Source organism: Rhodococcus sp. H36-A4 (assembly GCF_027158005.1).
In the GTDB taxonomy this organism is placed as follows: Bacteria; Actinomycetota; Actinomycetes; order Mycobacteriales; family Mycobacteriaceae; genus Rhodococcoides.
Genome location: NZ_JAPVLQ010000001.1, coordinates 773065 through 788360 on the forward strand (window position 1 = coordinate 773065; position 15296 = coordinate 788360).

13 protein-coding genes are annotated in these 15296 nt (G+C 63.2%); 5 read left to right on the forward strand and 8 right to left on the reverse strand.

Annotation, left to right across the window (positions count from 1 at the left end; translation table 11 throughout):
• Positions 1-120 precede the first annotated feature (120 nt).
• Positions 121-408 carry a hypothetical protein gene (locus O1W68_RS03510; RefSeq protein WP_269301484.1) on the forward strand — a complete coding sequence of 96 codons (288 nt, stop codon included), beginning with the start codon at positions 121-123 and terminating at the stop codon, positions 406-408.
• On the opposite strand, the gene O1W68_RS03515 is transcribed toward O1W68_RS03510, so the two are convergent.
• Genes O1W68_RS03515 through O1W68_RS03530 form a run of 4 tightly spaced genes read right to left on the reverse strand, consistent with a single transcriptional unit; the run spans position 381 to position 6998 of the window.
• Positions 381-2066, reverse strand: coding sequence for a hypothetical protein (locus O1W68_RS03515; RefSeq protein WP_269301485.1), 1686 nt, complete (start codon positions 2064-2066; stop codon positions 381-383). The genes O1W68_RS03510 and O1W68_RS03515 overlap by 28 nt on opposite strands.
• Positions 2066-4054: a hypothetical protein gene (locus O1W68_RS03520; protein ID WP_269301486.1), complete on the reverse strand. Its 1989-nt coding sequence runs from the start codon at positions 4052-4054 to the stop codon at positions 2066-2068. The genes O1W68_RS03515 and O1W68_RS03520 overlap by 1 nt, the downstream gene beginning before the upstream one ends.
• Positions 4051-5454 (reverse strand): glycosyltransferase family 2 protein, encoded by a 1404-nt coding sequence (locus tag O1W68_RS03525; protein WP_269301487.1) that lies wholly within the window; start codon positions 5452-5454, stop codon positions 4051-4053. The genes O1W68_RS03520 and O1W68_RS03525 overlap by 4 nt, the downstream gene beginning before the upstream one ends.
• Positions 5451-6998, reverse strand: a complete 1548-nt coding sequence (locus tag O1W68_RS03530; RefSeq protein ID WP_269301488.1) for a hypothetical protein — start codon at positions 6996-6998, stop codon at positions 5451-5453. The genes O1W68_RS03525 and O1W68_RS03530 overlap by 4 nt, the downstream gene beginning before the upstream one ends.
• Positions 6999-7870: 872 nt before the next feature.
• On the opposite strand from O1W68_RS03530, the gene biuH reads away from it, so the two are divergent.
• From biuH to O1W68_RS03550, 4 genes are read left to right on the forward strand one after another with little or no spacing between them, the layout of a single operon-like run.
• The gene (gene biuH, locus O1W68_RS03535; RefSeq protein ID WP_269301781.1) at positions 7871-8500 is read left to right on the forward strand and encodes a biuret amidohydrolase; all 630 of its coding nucleotides are present in this window, start codon (positions 7871-7873) and stop codon (positions 8498-8500) included.
• Positions 8501-8535: 35 nt separating this feature from the next.
• On the forward strand, positions 8536-9846 hold the full coding sequence (locus O1W68_RS03540; protein WP_269301489.1) for a cytosine permease: 1311 nt from the start codon (positions 8536-8538) through the stop codon (positions 9844-9846).
• On the forward strand, positions 9843-11300 hold the full coding sequence (locus tag O1W68_RS03545; protein WP_269301490.1) for an amidase: 1458 nt from the start codon (positions 9843-9845) through the stop codon (positions 11298-11300). The genes O1W68_RS03540 and O1W68_RS03545 overlap by 4 nt, the downstream gene beginning before the upstream one ends.
• Complete coding sequence (locus tag O1W68_RS03550; RefSeq protein WP_269301491.1) at positions 11297-12319, forward strand: formamidase; 1023 nt, start codon at positions 11297-11299, stop codon at positions 12317-12319. Before O1W68_RS03545 ends, O1W68_RS03550 begins: the two co-directional genes overlap by 4 nt.
• Before the next feature lie 9 nt (positions 12320-12328).
• Here O1W68_RS03550 and O1W68_RS03555 read toward each other — a convergent pair whose 3' ends face one another.
• From O1W68_RS03555 to O1W68_RS03570, 4 genes are all read right to left on the reverse strand, one after another.
• Entirely contained in the window at positions 12329-12559 is a 231-nt protein-coding gene (locus tag O1W68_RS03555; RefSeq protein ID WP_269301492.1) for a hypothetical protein, read from the reverse strand.
• A gap of 193 nt (positions 12560-12752) precedes the next feature.
• Positions 12753-13187 (reverse strand): NAD(+)--rifampin ADP-ribosyltransferase, encoded by a 435-nt coding sequence (gene arr, locus O1W68_RS03560; protein WP_442972280.1) that lies wholly within the window; start codon positions 13185-13187, stop codon positions 12753-12755.
• A gap of 73 nt (positions 13188-13260) precedes the next feature.
• Positions 13261-14403, reverse strand: a complete 1143-nt coding sequence (locus O1W68_RS03565; protein ID WP_269301494.1) for an FAD-dependent oxidoreductase — start codon at positions 14401-14403, stop codon at positions 13261-13263.
• Positions 14400-15278: a DUF1295 domain-containing protein gene (locus tag O1W68_RS03570; protein ID WP_269301495.1), complete on the reverse strand. Its 879-nt coding sequence runs from the start codon at positions 15276-15278 to the stop codon at positions 14400-14402. Before O1W68_RS03570 ends, O1W68_RS03565 begins: the two co-directional genes overlap by 4 nt.
• Between the last annotated feature and the right edge of the window lie 18 nt (positions 15279-15296).

The following is a 15296-nucleotide window of genomic DNA, read 5'->3' on the forward strand; positions in this document are numbered from 1 at the left end:
GCCCCGGTCACGGGGACTCTCCGATATCAAAATGGACATACAGCTACATTTGGTCTGTATTTGAAGTTTAAACAAACCAAAGGTACATTCCTGGGACACCTCGTGGTCCAGGAGATTGTCATGACAGCTCTGCACAGCGACGCCCCTGCGGTACAGCGTCAATCCGGTGCTCAGCGCTCGGTAGCCGACTTCCTGCTCCGCTCTCGACGTGTCGTACCCCTGCTCGCTGGTGCGCTCGCACTGGCCGTACTGGTTTCGGCAACGCACCCTCTATCGGCCTTGTCGCCGGTCGCATGGGTGGCGTTGATCGCAGTGGCACCGTTGACCGTATTTCTCGTTCGCCAGATCCAAGGCGCATGCGTGGACCACTTCGCCAACCGTCAACCGCCGGCTGCGTCCACCGAATAGATTCGCCAGCGGATCATGCCGCCCGGGCCCACCACGCTCATCTCGCGACTACTGATTCCCGCGCCGTCGTCCCACAAACTGGGGTACCGCATGTTGATGGCATCCATGCCTCCGTCGGCCACGGGATCGGAGACCAAGATGTACCGGATGCCGCTCGCTGCGGGGTCGTTGAGAACCGCGTAAAAATCGAAGTCGCTGGTGATCACGAATTGGTCCGGCCGGTTCGACGATAGCCAGATTCCCCAACTCTGGAAGCTGTCCGAAAGCACCGATCCCTCTGGCAGATTCTGCCGATCCAGCCACTCAGCGATCGCCCGGTCGTCCTGGAACAGTTGAAAGTAATACTCCTGGTCCATCGGATTCGTCGAAGGCGACACGATCGACCGCAAGCCGAACTGCACACCCTGGTTTCCCACCGCAGGGTTCAACATCGATATCCAGGTAACCGGAATGGACGTCACCGCGACGACGAGCATGGCCACACCGGGCAGATGCCGAGCCCATCCCGACGTACCGCGCGCACTCACTGTTACCGGTGACCACCATGTCAAAATCGTGATGACCACAAGCGGAATGACGAAGATGTAGAACCTGAACCACCCGAAGGTGGTACCCGTGATCTGAGCCGCGGCCTGAAATATGATCACCGCACCGAACAAGGCGGTAGGGACAAACGAGTCGAGGCGTCGTTGTCGTTGTGCGACCACAGCTGCAACAGCCAACACCACGAGCAGCAATGGCTGCATGCCGAAGATTCGAGCGAGAATCTCGCCACCGGCAGCGGCCAGGTCTACACCGCTTCCGCCTTGGTTCACCGCAGCCACCGATACCTGCGAGGAGTTTCCGTAGGGGGAGGTGATCTGCGAAATCGCCTCCCCAGTCAAGACCCACCCGGCGACTGCCCAGACCACGAACGCTGCCGCCGCGGGCAATCCCACGATCACCCCGTCGTGCAGCGCTGTCCCCATTGCCCCCTTGTTTCCGGCGGTACCCCGATAACGCAACCAGGTCACCAGAAACACGCCCACCACTGCTGCCGCCGCCACGCTGAGCGCGTCGTACCGCACCAGATAGCTCAGTCCGATCGCGAAACCCGCCCACGCCAGATCGAGCACGTCGCGAGTAGTCATCCACAGCAGCAGGCGTCGAACAGCAACGACGACGAAGAAGATGAACGCAGCCTCGCTCAACCCCGTCGCGCCGTACTCGATGATCATGGGATTGAGCGCGAAGGTGGCGACGGCGAGCCACCGCCATACCCGAGGCACGTTCCGGTCCAACGCAATACGACGAACCGCCACCACCGCGAGCGCCATGAACACCGCACTCTGCACCACGCCGGCCAAACCCAGCGTCTTCATCTCCGGCCACACCGGAGTCAGCAACAGCAACGGGATCTCGACGACGCTTGGTAGTGGATTCCACACGAACCCGATTGCACCCAGATGCGGGTCCCGGCTGAAAATTGTGTAGCCCGCATTGGCCACTCGAGACGGTCCGTCGCCGTCGATCAGGTTGTATGTCGAAGCCAGCAGGTATCCGACGATGCCGTAGAGCACCGCACACGGGAGGAACAGCGCGCAGGTCCAGACACGCTCATACCGTGCAGGTTTCGCAATGATCGGGGTTTCGGGTTCCCGAAGGTCCGTCACCGTCACTACTGGGACGCCGCTCGTTTACGACGTCGATCCATCCACAACCCGGCCACCATCACAGCCGCAGCGACGACCAAGGCCGACGCTCCGATCCAGAGCCACGTCACCCACCCGCGCTCCGGCCCTGACACCGCGCCTGCCGGTCCGTCGCTCATCACTGTCATCGGTGCAGCCTCACCACCGAGACCAGCAGCGACGACGTCGCCGGACAGATCTGCCCAGCTACCACCGGGAGTTGCTCGGTCGAGAACTGGCCCGACCAGGGACCACTCCCCCGTCGTCGTGATTGCGACGACGGTCCGATCGCCTTCCGCAAAGACCTGCAAGGACCCGATTCCGCCGTCGACATCCATGGTCAGGCCTTGATCGTTCGAGATCTTCACCGCCCCATCGACGACGGCCAACGGCGCCGAGATACCCGCCGCTCCGAGCGAATCCGCATCGGCAACGAGCAGAGCTCCCATGCCGCTACCGACGACCTCATCCATCGGTGCCACCATCGGCCTCATCGCCGCATTCGCTGTGGTCTGCATCGACGCCACGACGCGCGTCGCGTAGGACAATCCGAGCACACCGTTCGCCTCGGGGTCCTGCTCGTCGAACGCGACCTGAAAGGTGGGCATGAGGCTGGTGGGAAGTGATTTGAAGCCGCCCGTGCCGCCGCTACTGCCCGACACGGTGACCGTCGACTTCGGGTCGATCGCAAACTGGATCGGAGCAGTGAACTGCGAGCACCCGGCATTCGGACTGTAGGTCAGGGCCACATTCAGACCCACGGCGCGGGCTATTGCCCCGCCGGCGACGGAGAACGTCGTGTCCACTCGGCCGGACGAATCCAACTCTTGCGAATGCATCACCTGCCCACCGGCAGAAATGGTGGCAGTGGCGGTGGCGTCGGACACCGGGGTGTAATCGGCCATCAGATGCACCTCCATACTGCCGGGCTGAGTCAACCCGAAGGAACTGGAGTCGAAGCCCGAAAACAGCTGCGCCGAACCGAGAACCGACGTGGATGCGACGGCGCCGAGCTGCTCGAAGGTCAACGTGTCGGTGCCCAGGATTTCATCGGCTGCCAGAGTGGTGACTGCCGCGGACCGGACCTGAACAATTCGGTCGAGGCCGGCAGTGAACACCCCGACCTGATCGGCCAACGCATGACCGGTTCCGCTGAGAACGAGAACGGACCCGGCGCCGGCAGCGGCGATACTGGCCCCGGCCTCGGCGGCCTCACGCACCACGACCGAGCGGGTCAGCCCACTACCACCGGCAGGGACGGGCGCTGTCCGGCTCAACGGCAGTACCGAAATCTGTGCGGGAATGGAGCCGTACCGATGCACCAGGGCTGCAGCCAGAGTCAACACACTCTCTTTCTCGGCAGTCGTCGGTTCCGGGTCCACGAACACCTCCACCGCATCGAGCACCGAGGGAAGGAACTGATCGACGGTTTCCGGGACTTGTTCTGCAGCTGTGAAACTGACCGCAAGGTCGGCCGCTGTCAGCCGTTGCGGCGCGCCGCACACCGCACTCGAACGGTCGAGCGGCCTGACGGTCATCCGCAGTGTCGCCATACCGGCAGCTGCATCGACGGCCGCACCCGCAAGATCGATCGAGAACGGAGTCACACGCTGGCCTGATTCGACATCCGGGATGTCCGCGGAGCCGAGAAAACGACCGTCGGCCGAGGTGACCTCGAGATATCCCAGTCCGAGTTCGACAGGGGCGCGCAACTGACCGGTCAAGGCGAGCATCGCACTCCCTGCCGGAACGGGCACCTGCACAGCCTGTTCCACATCGGCCGCATCGAAGACGATCTCGGACCCGAGACCCAACGACGGCCAGTTCAAGACCAACGATTCGGCGTCCTGATCCTCGATCGACTCGGAGGGCTGGGCATCGACGGTCGACGCGAATCCCACCGTCGACAGCGACAGCACCAGTCCTACAACGAGCCCTGAGCACGCCACTCTTACTCGACCACAGATCGCACTCACTTGTTTCCCTCACCATCGTTCGACAGGCCATGAACAGTTTTTTCCCAGTACGAAGCACGGAAGAAGAGTTGAAAAAGTCCCTTGACCGCCGCGAGCCCCTGCATGACCCAGTACGCGGGCACGGTCAGCGCGGCGAGGAGCAGATAAGGTTTGTCGGTTGCCCGCGTGGAGATCAGCCCCAACATCAGTGTCACGACGTTCCCCAGCGTGAAGAGCAGCAGACTGACGTAGTAGATCGCGCCGGGTAGGAGCGTCTCCATGATCGCCGGATGGCCGACGTACCAGAACAAGACGCTGCACCAGAAGATCAAGTTGATCACGTTGCTCAACGGCATCCCCAGCGTGGTGTTCGCAAACCGCAGTGTCGCAACAGGACCTATCTCACGCACCAGTTTCCGCGGGGAGCGAAAGTGCACCAGAAAGGTCTGCAAGTAGCCCTTGTACCACCGGGAACGCTGGCGGATCCAATTGACCGGATCACTGTTTGCTTCCTCGAGAGTCACCGAGTCCATCAGTGCCGTCCGGTAACCGTGGCGCGCCAAGCGAACTCCCAAGTCGGCATCCTCGGTCACATTGAACGAGTCCCATCCGCCCAGCTCTCGCCACACACTGCTCCGGAAGTGATTCGACGTTCCACCGAGCGGAATGACGCATTTGCGTCGAGCAAGAGCGGGAAGCATGTAGGTGAACCACTGGTCGTACTCCATGGCGAACCACTTGGTCAAGATGTTTTGCTTCTCGTTGAAGTAGCCGAGACGAGCCTGAATGCAGGCTACTTCGGGCGGTGACTCGGCGAACATGACTGCAGCTCTGCGCAATTGAAGAGGGTCAGGAATGTCCTCGGCGTCGTAGATGGTGGCGTACTCACTGCGTTCGAACTCGAGCGACATCCCGTAGTTGCAGGCCTTCGGCTTCGTCCGCGGCTCGCTCGGTGGCACCAGTACCGGAGTAACGCCGCCTACCCGACCTTCCTCGAACGCCTCGATGGTGGCGGAGTCGTCTGCTTCGAGCAGCAACAAAATGTCCAACTTGTCGCGCGGGTAATTCAACCGGCCGACGCCGTCCATCAGCGTCCGAACGATCTCGGGTTCGTCGAATACCGGAAGCAAAACTGTGTAATGGGGTAACTCGTCATCGGGAACAGCCAGCGCCCTCTCGTCGGACACGCGCACGGCAACGCTCTTGGTCATTCCGAGATGCAGCAGGTACGTCTTGTCGATTGTCGATGCCAGGTAATAGAGGTTGACGACCACGACGACTACGGTGAGTGTCTTGTCGGTCGCCAACACCAGTGACGTCGACAGCACCAACGCACACGCGAGCAGCCCGATCACCTGGCCACGGGTGAATGTCACTGCCGCCGACCATTGTGCGGGCAACGCTTGGGTGTAATCAGTCATCGAAAGGATCCGCTCGACAGGATCGACTCGAGTGTCTCCAGGAGGGTGTCCATGTACTTCTCCTGGCCCGAATCCCAGTCGGCGCTGCCCTGTTGACGAGCCAACCAGTCGATCGGGCCCAGCACGGTTCCTGCGAACGTGGGCATCACCGGCCGAGGAACGTTGCGAGGTTCATCCGCACGCTTCGACATCATCAGATACACGCGCTGGAACACCTCGCCGTCGTCGGCGGACCGTGTCTTCCACGTCCACCCCAACGCTGCCCACAGTGGCTCATCCGGAGTACTGACCTGGTCGGAACCGTTCTGCGAACCCGTGACTACGACACCATGATCCAACTCGGCGTACCCGTTCGACACCCGGGCCGGCGGATTCGATGCGTACCAGATCGAACCCCGGAAGCTGGAGAGAACACCCGCTGATCGGGCGGTGAACACGTCGAGAAACATCACTCGCTCAGGATCTCCGGAGACGTCCAACTCGTACCGGACTACCGAGCCGCCGGGACCCAGAATTGCCGGTCCCCAATCGAACCGTTCCTGCTCACTCACGTTGAAGCTGTTCGAATCCGCAAGGCTGTCGAGCCAATCGGTCGGGGCGGTCGCCATACCCGATTCGCGCACGCGTGAAGCAGGAACGGGAAGAACCGCCAGCGCGAGCAAAGCCACCAGAGCCAGCACGATCACCGAAATGTACGACCGTTGGGGCATCTCCAAATACGCCGCGGATGAACGAACTCCAGGACGAAAGAACGCGTACCCGGCCGCACAGCATGACGTCACGATGGAAGGAACCACCAGACCCGCGGTACTCGACAGCGGTGTCAACGCCACCGCGCCGAGAACGGTGCACACCGCCACAGCGAACGACAACCTCCAGCGCAACGGCCGCTGTGCCAGCGCAAACCACACGGCAAGAGTATTGAGACCAGCGACGACGAGGCTGAACACCATGGGGGTGCCGCCGAAGTACGCAGCGGTGAGCACTACCGTCCCCGGGAAGCAGAACGCCGTGAACAGAAGAACGCGCCAGCCGCGAAACGCCCGTCTGATACCGAAATTGAGAATGCACCCGCAGAAAACCACCGCGAAAATTGGCACGAGCTCGATATGCCACAGCGTCGCACTCGCCAATAATCGTGGAATCGCCATATACGCGCATCCAATCGCCACCACGCATATCACCAGCGCTGCGATCCAGTCCAATTCTTTGTCATCGATGACACGCCCCTGGGTGACCTGACCGACTCCGTACCCGATCATGACCACCCACATCGGCAACAGAACCAGATAGAGCGTGGGCGCACCGTCGACCACTGCAAAAAAGTTGGCGGAAATCACCGGCGCGAATGCGACAGCGGTCGTACCTGCAGTGAGCAGAAAACGACCGGTAAGGGTGAATTGCCTAGGAGCACGGACACTTCGGGAGATCCGCGTACGAAGAGCCTCTTTGTCGACTGCCTGGACGCGAGATGTACGCTCCAACGTCATCGACGGATCCCACTGGCCGCGACCGACATCGCGCCTCCCCTTGGCATTCGCCATCACACCCGGCCACCGCCAGGGTGGCGCACCGGAGAATTACTGCATAGGCAGTAAAGCAAGTAAATCGAAAATATACAGCACGGTATCCACGTTAGTGAGGCAGCTCACTAACGGTACAAAACGGTCATTCAGGCCGAATGATGCGCAATATCAATACTTATGATCATTTATTGCGAGAGGGCTTTACGCAGCGCATTCTTTTCTACCGATCGCTTGAATGGCGCACTGAAAACATTCATTCGTATGAATGAACCGTTGAAGCGGGGATGTGATTGGGCGGGCGCGGGAAGAAGCGAGAAACCCCGTTCACGGCGCGGCGATACTCCGCTCCACCGTTTCATCTTCGGAATGCTGACGTCCGCATCGACGCCAGCATCAGCAACCACCGAGCGTCGTCGACACCTTCGCGGGTCAGCTAGTTTCGGGGTCCTCGCTCGGCCAGAACAGGTGATCGCCGAGCCCGGACAGACGAGCGGCGTCAGGTGTAGGTATCGGCATCGGCACTCCTCGTTGAGGTTCCTGGGAAATCACGGCATGTCGACCCGTCTCCCAACCTGAGCGACTCGACCGCAGTTGGTCGTCTCTGCCTACCCACGGCGAGTGAAGTGAATGATTATCTCGAGAGCCATTCGGTTCCCGCGAGCCAATTGTCTATATGCGGGCGCTGCAGGCGTCGGGTCGTCTCGGAGCCGGACCGATCCGATACGGATGTCACACACTTATTGCGCAACAAAGCATTAACACAGAGGACCCTCGTCTTAACACTCGCTACCCGATCATAAGAATATGCCTGCAAATTCAATTACTTCGCACCGAGCTCGTCCGTGAGCCCAGTGCGGGCCGACCCCTATCCGTGGCCCTTCGACGGTGAGATGAACCCGGCGCACACCGCGCTGATCAACATCGACTGGCAGGTCGACTTCTGCGGCGTGGGGGGTTACGTAGACGCAATGGGGTACGACCTGGGACTCACCCGAGCAGGTCTTGCTCCCACCCAGCGCGTCATCGCCACCGCCCGCCGGTTGGGAATGACGGTCATCCACACCCGCGAAGGACACCGGCCCGACCTGTCCGATCTGCCCGCGAACAAGCGGTGGCGCTCCGCGAGAGCCGGCGCCGAGATCGGCAGCCTCGGACCATGCGGTCGCATTCTCACTCGCGGTGAGCCGGGTTGGGAGATCGTCGACGAGGTCGCGCCCATCGAAGGCGAGGTCGTCATCGACAAGCCAGGAAAAGGCGCGTTCTACGCCACCGACCTAGACCTGGTGCTTCGCAGCAGAGGCATCACACACCTGATTCTCACGGGCATCACCACCGACGTCTGCGTGAGCACCACGATGCGCGAGGCCAACGACCGCGGTTACGAGTGCCTCGTGTTGTCGGACTGCACTGGAGCAACCGATCCCGAAAACCACACTGCTGCACTACGAATGGTGACAATGCAAGGCGGTGTCTTCGGCGCCGTTGCCACCTCGGACGCTGTGCTTGCCGCGCTCAGCTGACCCGACCATCTGAAAACCCCTCCGAAAGGCCTTCCATGACCACCAGTGCCGACACCGAATACGGTCTCGCTCACGAATACGAGCACGAACCTATCCCCACGGAACACCGTCGCTCGTTGCGCTCGGTCTCCGCCGTGTGGTTCGGGTTCCCGATGATCCTGACCAACGCCATCTTCGGCGGAACCATCGTCTACGGCCTCGGATTCTGGAAAGGTCTGGCCGCCATCCTCATCGGCAATCTCGTACTGCTCACCTACGTCGGCGCGCTGAGCTACATGGCCGGGCGGAGCGGAGAGAACTTCGGGCTCACCGCCGCTCGCACGTTCGGCCGCCGCGGCGCGGCCGTCGCCGCAGGATTCTTGTCGACTGTGGTGATCGGGTGGTTCGCGTTCCAGACCGGTCTCACCGGCGCAACACTGCACACCGCACTGGGGTGGAACGAGACCCTCACCATCTTCATCGCCGGAGTGCTCTACATCGGGGTCACCTTTATCGGTATCCGTGCGCTCACCGTCATCGGTATCATCGCGGCCCCACTGTTCGTCATCCTCGCCCTGGTAGCTCTGACCTTCGCCGCCCGCGACGGCGGTCTCGGGGGTGTCACGTCCTACGCCGGCGGCGGCGCGGGCGCAGGGGTTCTCAGCGTAGGCGCCGCAGTGACGATCGTCATCGCGGGATTCGCCGACTCCGGCACCATGACGGCGGACTTCACGCGCTGGTCACGCGCCGGACGCGAAGCCGTGATCGCCGCGTTCACCGCGTTTCCGATCGCCAACTTCATCTCGCTGCTCGTCGGCGGCATTGTCGTCGCCGCCGGAGCTGCAGTGTCCCCGAACGAGAGTGGCGGAGATTTCCTGCCGATTCTCACCTCGCACGGTGCTCTGCTCACCTCGGTCGCCGTGGTGTTCGTCTTCGTGAACCTCGGCTCGGTGTGCACCCACTGCCTCTACAACGGTGCGGTCGGTTGGAGCCAGATCACGGGTAGCCGGATGCGCGTACTCACGCTCGTCCTCGGCGGGCTCGGCCTCGTCGCTGCGTTGGCCGGGGTGTGGAGCCACTTCCCTGTTTGGCTGAACCTGCTGGGCATCTTCGTGCCGCCGATCGGTGCGGTGCTCATAGTCGACCAGCTTCGAGTGCGCGTCGCCCGGCCAGTAACTGCTTGGCGCACATCGCCTTTCATTGCCTGGGCTGCGGGCTCGCTCGTCGCCTACATCGTCCACCTGTGGGCGCCGCAGCTCAGCGAGGCCATCGCCGGTCTGCTCGTCGGTGGGCTGGTCTATCTTGCGCTCGACCGAGCCGGCACCAAGCGCGCAGACTCCGAGCCCACCGTCGCGGTGCCCGCATGACCGGGCAGCTAGAGGATCTCACCATGCTTCCAGCCACCGAGCTCGCCCGCCTCGTCAGAGAGCGCACGGTCTCCCCAGTCGAGGTCGTCGAAGCCGCGCTCGCCCGTGTGGCGGAGCTCGACGGGACCCTGCATGCGTTCTGCGAGCAGACCGCCGACAGTGCCCGCGCACAAGCCCAGGAGCAGTCCGACGCGATCGTCCGCGGCGAGAAGCTGGGCCCGCTCACCGGAGTCCCCATCGCCATCAAGGACCTCATCGCGACCGCAGGTGTGCCGACCCGATGTGGGGCACCCGCATACCGGGATTTCGTGCCCGACGAGGACGACATCGTCGTCGAGCGGGTACGCGGCGCCGGGGCCATCTCGTTGGGCAAGACGACCGTGCCGGAGTTCGGCTACTCCGGAGTGGGGCACAACCCCATCGGCCCCACCGCCCGCAACCCGTGGAACCCCGATCTGACTCCTGGCGGGTCCAGTGCGGGCTCCGGCGTGGCCGTAGCTACCGGCATGGCCCCGCTCGCGCTGGGGAGTGACGGCGGTGGGTCCGTCCGGATCCCCGCCGCGCACTGCGGAATCTACGGCTTCAAGGCCTCGATGGGACGCGTGCCCGCCTATCCGGGTTGCCGCGACGAACGGTACCCGGGCGTCTCGAGCTGGGAGAGTCTCGAGCACATCGGACCGATGACTCGCACCGTCGACGACGCGGCGCTGCTCATGTCCGTCCTCGCCGGCCCGGACCCCCGCGATCGTCACTCGATCCCCGCAGGAGACGTCGACTGGCTCAACGCAACTCACGGTGGGGTCGACGGGTTACGCGTCGCATTCAGTAGCGATTTCGGATACCTCGCGGTGGACCCCGAAGTCAGGGAGATCGCACACCGAGCGGCAGAAGTGTTCGCCGACCTCGGCGCCGTCGTCGAGCACGTCGACGTCGGCTGGGACGATCCGTTCGACGCATTCTGGGGCCTCGTCGTCGGCGACACCGACCTCACCGGAATGCGCGCCATGGTGGCCGAACATGGCACGGAGATGTCCCCGCACCTCGTCGCCATGCTCGAGCAGCCGTGGACGGCCGAGCAGCTCACCGACGCGAAAATCGCGCGCCAGAAGCTGGCCAACCGGATGTGGAGGCTCATGGCCAGCTACGACTTGCTACTCAGCCCGACTCTCACCGTGCCACCTTTCCCCACCGGCATTCAGGGCCCCACAGAGGTCGATGGACGCACGGTTCCCGACACTGCGTGGTTGGGATTCACTTCCCCCATCAACATGACGGGTCAACCGGCGGCGAGCCTGCCCGCCGGCTTCACCGCCGCGGGTCTCCCCGTGGGCGTGCAGTTGGTAGGCCGCCATCTCGCGGACGCCACGGTGCTGCGCGCCTCGGCTGCGTTCGAGACTGCTGCTCCATGGGCGCATGCGTGGCCGTCCGAGCCGAAGAGTGCGGTGACAGCATGAGTGGGCTGGGCGGTCTGAACCCGTCGCCCGGTGGACTGGTCCTGGGGCTGGTTCAGTCTCAGGTACCGATCAACACCGAGCCGGGCGACACGCTTCGCAATGCCGAGCGCCTGGCCGAGGTCCTGCGGGGAGCCAAGGCGGGGATGCCCACGCTCGACTTGGTGGTATTCCCCGAATACAGCCTGAACGGACTCGACCCCGCCACCTGGCTGAACGACGAGCTGCTCTGCGACCTAGACGGCCCGGAGATCACTCTGCTGCGCCAGACCTGCGCAGACGCGAATGTGTGGGGCTGCTTCTCACTGATGGAGCGCAACCCTGGCGGCGCACCCTTCAACAGCGGGATCATCGTCGACGATTCGGGCGACATTGTCCTCTACTTCCGCAAACTCCACCCGTGGGTACCGCTCGAGCCGTGGCAACCGGGCGACCTCGGGGTGCCGGTATGCGAAGGCCCCAAGGGGTCGCGGCTCTCGCTCATCATCTGCCACGACGGGATGCTGCCGGAAGTGGCTCGGGAGGCGGCCTACCGCGGGGCAAACGTCATCTTGCGCACCGCCGGTTACACCTATCCGATCCAGCACTCCTGGCGAATTACCAACCAGACGAACGCATTCCACAACCTTGCCTTCACTGCGTCGGTATGCCTGGCCGGTGCTGATGCCACCGGGCAGCGCTCCCAGGGTGAGGCCATGGTGTGCGACGTCGACGGCATGGTGATCGTCCAAGGCGACGGCACGCCCGACCGGGTGGTCACCGCAGAAGTGGTGCCGTCCCGTGCGGATGATGCGCGACGCACATGGGGAGTCGAGAACAACATCTATCAGCTGGGCCACCGCGGTTACGTCGCGGTGGAGGGCGGTGCGACCGACTGTCCCTACACGTTCATGCAGGATCTCGTGGCCGGAAAATACCGTGTGCCGTGGGAGGACCAGGTCGAGGTCACCGACGGAGCTTCGGCCGGGTTCGGTACACCCGAACAGGTACGCAACCGAGCTTCCGCTCCGAACGACGGCTAGGGCGTGACTCTAGGGCAGGCCGTCGAGCCACAAATGGCCGGTATCCGGACCATGAGTCGAGGTGCGTCGCTCGGACGAGAGCCACCCTCGTCGATCATCTTTCTTACGCTTCTCGGATGCGGTGGTGCCCGGCAGCAAAGGAGGTAAGTCGACCAGCGTGGCAGTCACCTGATCGATCGACCGGGCGCTGTTCACTTGTTCGATCCGATCGTTGTACTCCTCGCCGCCGGTGCATAACACGAAGAAAGCTGACCCCTCTAAACCCTGCCACCCGGTGGGCCTTCTCTGATTCTCCTGTCACGAGCAGGAGGGCCGCCGATATTCGAGTGGCTACTCGAACGCGCACCACACCCGGTACCCGAAATCGACACAGCCTGAATCGCCCCACTTGCTACCAGAACTGCCGACATGACTGAGTGTTCGGGGCGCAAGTTCAGTCATCGATGACGGCCAGCCCTCGTCTCCTGAGATCATCCAAACGATCACGCATAGTGCGCTGCTGTTCGGGTGAATGTCCAACCCAGTCCGCTATTTCGCCAACGATCCTGACGGGTTCGCGCGTGCGATAGGAACGGGTCGGATTGCCAGGATGCTTCTTGTCCGTCACATTGGGGTCGTCCTCGATTGCACCTTCCGGTTCCACGATGAAAATCCGAGCCGGACCGTCACCCGTCGCCAACTCGGCCCCCCACACAGCGGCATCGAGGGTCGAAGTCATATAGATGTGATTCGAAATCCGACCGGTCTCGAAATTCGACGGGCGGCCAGGCACAAGCAGATCGCCTATCGACACGTTGGCCTTGGTCCCGTGAAGCAGCGCACCTGAAGCGTGCAATTCGAATGGTTTCAGCGTGTTCGTCACGTCGATCTCCTTCTGTCGCAGTACGTGGACTGACGATTGTGCAGCGCTATGGGGGCCTTGCCACAACCCCAGCCCCCAGCTATAAATTGAAAGAGGCAGGGACTTTCCCGCTGGTTCTCCGCACTCCCCCGTAAATCCCCTGTCGGGTGATGAGCCGCTGGAGTACGACGTCGGAAGCCCAGGCGGACACACGAACACCATGACCGGTCGGCGCGAATACGACGAGCCCGTCGCGCTGCGGGCCGAGCACCGAACCCCAACGACGTGCCGGTGATCGGTAGTCACGCAGCGAAGCGCCCTCGAGGTGCGCACGGACATTGCGAGCAACGAGCACATGGCCTCGGTTGCGGGCGGACGTCCGCAGCGGATCGGTGGCAGCGACATCACCGACCGCGAACACATTCTCGTGCCCGACCACACGCAACGTCGGCCGCACCGCCACGAAGCCTCGGGCGTCGAGCATCTCCCCCGGCAGCCACGAAGTGTTCGGCTCCACGCGGCCGATCGCCCAGATCACGACGTCGGCGACCACCGGCGGCTGCCCCGTCGACCAGGTCACCGGTGCATCGGTCAGTTGACGGATGCCATCGCCGGACGGTAGCTGCGCGCGGAAACCTGGATGGACGCCGACGCCGAGGCGGGTCAGCCGAGATTCGACCCGCTGCCAGACGCGTCGATGATGATGCGGCAGCGCGCGCTCACCGGGGAAGTAGAGGTCCACCTTCTTGGCCGGCCACCGTTCGGCAATCTGCGCGGCGGAACTCGACGCTGCCGCACCGCCGCCGACGACCGCCACCGAATTCGCCGCTGCGATGCGTTGGTGCGCCGAGTCGATGTCGGCGTCGACACCCGCCGCGTCCTGCAACGTGGGTCGGCGCCAGAAACCGTTGGCCACTCCGGTTGCGATCACCAGGACGTCGTACGGTTCCTCGGCGGTAGAGCCGTCGGCGCGGGTGATGCGGACAGTCCGAGCGTCGGTATCCAGGGCAGAAACACTGCCGTGCACGACGCGCACATGGTCCAGACCCCGGAACCTGTCGTACCCGATGCGGTAGTCACGCACCCACGCCTCCGGGCGGGCCAACCTCAGGCCGAGCTCTTGACCACTGACGAACCCAGGCTTCGCGGTGATGCCCACGACGTCGCCATGCCGTCGAAGCGCAATGGCCGTCAGGACGCCCGTGTCACCGAGCCCGGCGACCACGAGCCGGGGACGGCTCACGCGTGAATCTTCTTGGGCGGACGCGGAACGAAACGAGACACCCGATCCATCACGTCGCGATACTCGGGCCGTCGCTGCAGGCTTCGCTGTTCCATCATCGGAATACTCGCGCCGAGCAGCAACGCCAACATGACGGCGGCACCGGCGAACACCCACCACGCGCCCGGATAGGCAGCGAACCCGAACAGTCCGAACGAGAGCCATACTCCGAACTCGCCGAAGTAATTCGGATGCCTCGACCACGACCACAGGCCGGACTCCATGATCTGCCCCCGCGACTTGGTGGCGACGAAGCGGTGCATCTGCAGATCGGCGATCGTCTCGATGCTCACCGCACCGACACCCACGACGAACGCGACGACGTCGAGCGGGCCGAACGGCTCCCCCGCCCTCGTCGCGACGACATACACCGGAATCAGCCCGGCGAACACCTGCAACGTCGGAAAGACATGAATCGCAAAGAGATCCGCGCCGAACCCGAACCATCCCGCGCGTTCACGCAGCAGCGGGTACCGCCAATCCTCATGATGCAGACCAGGGAAGCTGTAAATCCAATTGACCGTCAGCCGCACCGACCACGCCAGCATCACCGCCATCATCAGCCACCAACGGGCATCGTCGACCCCTGCCCCGGCGTCGACCCACCAATAGAACGCCAGCAGCGGAGGCAGCACCGACCAATACGCGTCGTAGAAGCTCGAATTGCGGTGAATCCGACTCGCCGCGAAAATCACCAGCGTCGCGATCAGATCGGCGATCAGCCCGTCGAGCCACAAGTGGCCGGTATCCGGGCCCCACAGCAGCCACACCAATCCGGCGGCGATGGCAATGACATAGGCAACCGCGACTCGACCGAGCGACGCACCTCGACTCATGGGTGGATGCTAGTTCCA

Coding starts and splice junctions, on each gene's coding strand:
- O1W68_RS03545 (WP_269301490.1), top strand. CDS start 9,843: ATGACCGGGCAGCTAGAGGATCTCACCATGCTTCCAGCCACCGAGCTC.
- O1W68_RS03550 (WP_269301491.1), top strand. CDS start 11,297: ATGAGTGGGCTGGGCGGTCTGAACCCGTCGCCCGGTGGACTGGTCCTG.
- O1W68_RS03540 (WP_269301489.1), top strand. CDS start 8,536: ATGACCACCAGTGCCGACACCGAATACGGTCTCGCTCACGAATACGAG.
- O1W68_RS03570 (WP_269301495.1), bottom strand. CDS start 15,278: ATGAGTCGAGGTGCGTCGCTCGGTCGAGTCGCGGTTGCCTATGTCATT.
- O1W68_RS03510 (WP_269301484.1), top strand. CDS start 121: ATGACAGCTCTGCACAGCGACGCCCCTGCGGTACAGCGTCAATCCGGT.
- biuH (WP_269301781.1), top strand. CDS start 7,871: ATGAACCCGGCGCACACCGCGCTGATCAACATCGACTGGCAGGTCGAC.
- O1W68_RS03525 (WP_269301487.1), bottom strand. CDS start 5,454: ATGACTGATTACACCCAAGCGTTGCCCGCACAATGGTCGGCGGCAGTG.
- O1W68_RS03530 (WP_269301488.1), bottom strand. CDS start 6,998: ATGGCGAATGCCAAGGGGAGGCGCGATGTCGGTCGCGGCCAGTGGGAT.